The sequence below is a fragment of the Snodgrassella sp. CFCC 13594 genome (assembly GCF_001590725.1).
GTDB lineage: Bacteria > Pseudomonadota > Gammaproteobacteria > Burkholderiales > Neisseriaceae > Snodgrassella.
On record NZ_LQXR01000081.1, the window covers coordinates 1 to 562 of the forward strand.

The 562-nt window shown below is 46.6% G+C and carries 1 protein-coding gene; it reads right to left on the reverse strand.

Annotation, left to right across the window (positions count from 1 at the left end; genetic code table 11):
• Positions 1–283: 283 nt before the first annotated feature.
• Positions 284–511 carry a hypothetical protein gene (locus tag A2F46_RS11810; RefSeq protein ID WP_066570666.1) on the reverse strand — a complete coding sequence of 76 codons (228 nt, stop codon included), beginning with the start codon at positions 509–511 and terminating at the stop codon, positions 284–286.
• Between the last annotated feature and the right edge of the window lie 51 nt (positions 512–562).

The following is a 562-nucleotide window of genomic DNA, read 5'->3' on the forward strand; positions in this document are numbered from 1 at the left end:
TCCGGCCTTGCTGTTCACAGTAGGCACACAAGGGATGCTTTTTCAGCCAGCCCAATCGTGCTTTCTGCCATCTACCACCATAACCGCGCTCTGCTGTGGTGCGACCATCGCGCCATGACTTTGATGCTTGGTACGTGTTTTGCCTGCGTCTATGTGCTTGCATGGTTTGTCCAATAGGATAACCGCCATACCTGTTTGCAGCGTTTCACAACGGATGCTCAAGGTATAGCGGTTATTAGGGGTCGTGTCGCAAAGACACATGCAAGACTTGCTTGCTCGGTAATTAGATGCGCTTTAAGATCGCACCTGATAATGTTTCAAATGTGTTTTCATCTACATAATTCACAGCCACGCCATTGTTCAATACCAATTTGGCCAAACCATCGCGTTGAGGTGGATTAGGATCATCATAGGTTGGTGCGGGTTTAACCTGCTCTACCATCTTAGAAATGTGGTACACATTGCCCACATCGTCCATGGCTTTAAATCGTTCGGCAGTTCGGTAAATCATAGTCTCATCCCCTTAATCAAATCTGTTTGTTCAAATACAGGTTCTAGCTTC